We start from the raw sequence: 4,784 nt of genomic DNA on the forward strand, positions 1-4,784 counted from the left end.
TTCTAGGTTCTAGGTTCTAGGTTCTAGGTTCTAGGTTCTAGGTTCTAGGTTCTAGGTTCTAGGTTCTAGGTTCTAGGTTCTAGGTTCTAGGTTCTAGGTTCTAGGTTCTAGGTTCTAGGTTCTAGGTTCTAGGTTCTAGGTTCTAGGTTCTAGGTTCTAGGTTCTTCAAGATTATAAATCGTTGCTTGTGTGTGCTTGCAAGCGGTATTGCGTTATTAATACAAAAGCCTACTTCGTAGGAGGCGTTTTAACGCCAAACGTTTTTCAACAATTCACGGCTAAAGCCGTTCCCACGGGATTGGCGCGAGGCCATCACTGTGTGTGCAATTTTGTAGGCGTGAAATTTATTTCGCGCGAATTATTAGCAGTAGCACCGTGTTTGAGACGCGCCAAGCAAGCGTGACGCCTACGACCGTAGGAGGTGTTTTAACGCCGAACATTTTTCCTCTTTCACGGCTAAAGCCGTTCCTACGGGATTGGCGCCAGGCCATCACCGTGCATTCCATTTTGTAGGCGTGAAATTTATTTCGCGCGAAGTATAAAACAGCGGTGCCGCGGTTGAGACGCGCCAAGCAAGCGTGACGCCTACGACCGTAGGAGGCGTTTTAACGCCGAACATTTTTCCTCATTCACGGCTAAAGCCGTTCCTACGGCTCCGGGCACGCTTCCGTTCCAGTTCGTCGCAGAGCTCCTCTCGCTCCATCTTGAAAGCAAAACCCTTTGCTTGTCTGGCCCTTCGGGCACGCTTCCGCCCCTAGGTTGCAGTTCCTACGTACTGATTTTATTATTATTTTTTGTTTTTCACGTGTAAAAGCTTAATGCTTACACCGTAGGAGTCGTTTTAACGCCGAACATTTAAAACATGTTCACGGCTAAAGCCGTTTCTACGTTAATGTCGTTTTGAATCGCGACTTATAAACTGATTTCTTTATTATCTACACTTACGGTGACTTGTTTGTTTAATAAATTAACTAACAAAATGCTACGCATGTCACCATCTGACTCTTGGTAAATAGCTTGAACATTTTTAAATAACTCTGTGTTTAGATAAACAACATCACCGGCTTTTGGTAGCGAAAATGTTACCTCACTCATATCACTCATAGATTTGAGTTGAGTAATTAACTGCTCAGGTACGATTTGAAATTTATGACCATAAGCAACAAAACCACTTACTCCACGGGTATTTTTTACCGCAGAAAAGTTACAGTTTTGCGAGTCTAGCTTGATAAATAAATAACTAGGGAAAAGAGGGGATGTACGAATTGATCGGCGACCCTTTACGATTCGCTCGATTTTATGTTCGGGAAAGAACACCTCAAAACTTTGGTTTTGAAGGTTAATTTGAGCTCTTAGCTCTTGTTTTGATTTACAAAAAAGTAAGTACCAACTTTCCATAGCCACACCTAAAATACTCATTTTCCTTAAAACCAATCCAAAAGGATTGGTTTTTATGAGCCAGCGATTATACGCAGAGAATTTAGGCGTGTCTATTACAAAATTGTTATTACCCCAAGTGAGAACTAATCACTACCAAACAGGTCTCTGGTGTACACTTTTTCTGCAACATCATCGAGTTCAGTTACCATTCTGTTGGCAATAATTACATCTGCAGAAGACTTTAATTCAGCTAGGTCATGGGTCACTTTAGAGTTAAAGAAAGTTTCTTCATGTAATTCAGGTTCATAAACTATCACTTCAACACCCTTAGCTTTGATTCGCTTCATGATGCCTTGAATAGCGGATGCTCTAAAGTTATCCGAACCAGCCTTCATGATTAAACGATGAATACCCACTACCTTTGGCTTTCTTGCGAGGATCGACTCTGCGATAAAGTCTTTTCGAGTAGAGTTTGCGTCTACAATGGCGCGTATCATGTTGTTTGGTACGTTTTGATAGTTAGCCAATAATTGCTTGGTATCTTTAGGTAAGCAATAGCCACCATAACCAAAAGAAGGGTTGTTGTAATGACCACCAATACGCGGGTCTAAACTTACCCCTTCGATTATTTGTTTAGAATTTAAACCATGACTTTCTGCGTAGCTGTCAAGCTCGTTAAAGTAGGCTACGCGCATAGCAAGGTAAGTATTTGAGAACAACTTGATTGCTTCTGCTTCTGTTGAATCGGTATATAGAACATCTATCTCTTTTTTATTGGCACCTTGAACTAACAATTCAGCAAATTTCTTTGCCCTATCTGAATCCTCACCCACAATAATGCGAGATGGATTCAAGTTGTCGTACAATGCTTTGCCCTCTCGTAGGAACTCAGGTGAGAAAATAATGTTATTTGTTTTAAATGTTCTTTTTATGGTTTCAGTAAAACCTACCGGAACTGTCGATTTAATCACTATTACTGCATTGGGGTTTATTACTAAAACATCAGCAATAACAGCTTCTACAGATTTGGTATTAAAATAGTTTGTAGTGGGGTCATAATCAGTGGGTGTTGCAACAATTATAAAATCTGCATTTTCATATGCTAGTTTTTTATCTGTAGTCGCTTTAAAATTAAGCTGCTTGTTTTCTAAGAAGTCTTCTATTTCAGGATCACTAATAGGCGATTTTTTATCATTTAGCAGCCTTATTTTATCTTCTAAAATATCTAAGGCTATTACACGGTTATTTTGCGCTAACAACATTGCGTTTGAAAGGCCAACGTAACCCGTACCCGCGATCGTTATATTCATAACCATCCAAATAGATTGATTTTAATGTTAATTTACGTTTTTAAGTAAAGTTACATTAGCACTATTTTTCAAGTTTTCTTGCCAATTTAAATCGCAAATACCATCTGTGGGATTAAAGGCTGTTGGCGCTTCTAACAACAACTTGCGAATAGAGTGATGATCGTTTAAATCACATGACGATTTAAGCTCAAATAAAATTTGTTCAAGCTCATCCCATGGCATTTTAACTTCATGGGCACTCATGATTCTTTGATGATCAGTACCAACAACGTTATCACCAATCAATAGCTCTTCATAAAGCTTTTCGCCAGGTCGTAGGCCAGTACATTGAATTTCAATATCACCTTCAGGGTGTTTATTTGATTTCACTTCTAAGCCAGAGAGGTGGACCATCTTAGTCGCTAAATCCATTATTTTAACCGGTTCGCCCATATCTAAAACGAACACATCGCCCCCCTTACCCATTGCACCTGCTTGAATAACAAGCTGTGCAGCTTCAGGAATAGTCATAAAATAACGAGTTATGTCTTTATGGGTTAAAGTGATAGGGCCGCCTTGCTTAATTTGTTGCCTGAATAATGGTACAACAGAGCCTGAAGAACCCAGAACATTACCAAAACGAACCATAGTAAAGCGCGTAGCTTTTTGTGTATCAGATAATGCTTGCAGCACTAACTCAGCCATACGTTTGGTTGTCCCCATCACATTGGTAGGTCGAACCGCTTTATCGGTTGAAATAAGTACAAAGGTTTCAACGTTATTTTCTATCGCAGCACGGGCAATGTTACTGGTGCCAAATATATTATTTTTAACACCTTCAATAACATTATGCTCAACTAAAGGCACATGCTTGTAAGCCGCAGCATGATAAATAGTTTGCACTTTAAATGATGAGAGTGTCATTGAGATGAGTTTAAAGTTTTGAATAGAGCCAAGAATTGGCACTATTTCGATATTTAAGGAGTTTTGAAAAACGTAGTCTTTCAGCTCTTTTTCAATTGCATATAAGCCATATTCAGAAAGTTCAAACAAGACTAGCTTCGTTGGTGAGTTTTTAACAATTTGACGACAAAGCTCAGAGCCAATAGACCCACCTGCACCTGAAACCAAAACAACCTTATTTCGAATATTAGCAGACATTAATTCGGTGTTTGGCTCTACTGGGTCACGCCCTAAAAGATCTTCAACACCTACTTCTTTTATTTGTTCTAATGACGTGTTCCCTGCTACCAAATCGGCCATTCCAGGAATCGTCATCACTTGTAACTTATATTTTTCAATATTATTTAGTATCTCTTTGCGGCGGTTGCGACTCGCACTAGGCAATGCTAATAAAATTTTAGAAACATGTTTAGAGCGGACTACATCAGCAATATTCTGTGACGAAAAAACATTCAACCCCTGAACAAAAGTGTGTTGTTTTTTTATATCATCATCGATAAATGCAACTGGCGCATACTCAGGTCCATTAGCAAGGGCGGTTGCCAATTGACGACCTGCAGAGCCTGCGCCATAAATAACAACATTTTCTTTTCGACGCATAATCAACTTACCTACGATTGCCCTTACTATTAAGCGACTACCGCCAACCAGCAATAGTGAAATACAAAAATAAATCACGGGTACAGTTCGAGGAACTTGAAAATTAAAGAAAAATGAAAAACCTATAAAATAGATTGTTGATAAGATCACTCCGGCTAAAATTGCCCATAATGCTTGTGAGTTAATATATCTAAGCACTGCACGGTACAACCCTAGCTTCACAAACGACAATAAACTCAGCGGTAAAATAGCTGATAATATCAACCAGTTATTCACATCACGTAGTTCTTCTAAACTATCAAGCCTTAATATAAAGGCAATCCAGAACGATGAAAAAATAAAAACTGTATCAACTAAAAGAGAAATGATTCGCTTTTGGGTACGGGGTAATTTTACAAGAGTATCTAAAAACAAAAGAGAATCCCTATCAGAAAGAGCAATAAAATAGTCCTGTCTCTATTTTACTACAACAAGTAACACTAAAACAATTAAGTAAAATAAACACTTTTGGTAGTTTTTATCTTTATGTTTTTTGTTATCAAACTGTATACT

The 4,784-nt window shown here is 38.7% G+C and carries 3 protein-coding genes; all 3 read right to left on the reverse strand.

Annotation, left to right across the window (positions count from 1 at the left end; translation table 11 throughout):
• Positions 1 to 912 precede the first annotated feature (912 nt).
• Entirely contained in the window at positions 913 to 1,398 is a 486-nt protein-coding gene (gene rfaH, locus L1D51_RS20410) for a transcription/translation regulatory transformer protein RfaH (RefSeq protein WP_239964682.1), read from the reverse strand.
• Positions 1,399 to 1,523: 125 nt separating this feature from the next.
• Entirely contained in the window at positions 1,524 to 2,690 is a 1,167-nt protein-coding gene (locus L1D51_RS20415) for a nucleotide sugar dehydrogenase (protein WP_239964683.1), read from the reverse strand.
• A 27-nt stretch (positions 2,691 to 2,717) separates the two neighbouring features.
• Positions 2,718 to 4,646 (reverse strand): polysaccharide biosynthesis protein, encoded by a 1,929-nt coding sequence (locus L1D51_RS20420; protein WP_239964684.1) that lies wholly within the window; start codon positions 4,644 to 4,646, stop codon positions 2,718 to 2,720.
• Positions 4,647 to 4,784 lie beyond the last annotated feature (138 nt).

The organism is Pseudoalteromonas shioyasakiensis (assembly GCF_022398475.1).
Classification (GTDB): domain Bacteria; phylum Pseudomonadota; class Gammaproteobacteria; order Enterobacterales; family Alteromonadaceae; genus Pseudoalteromonas.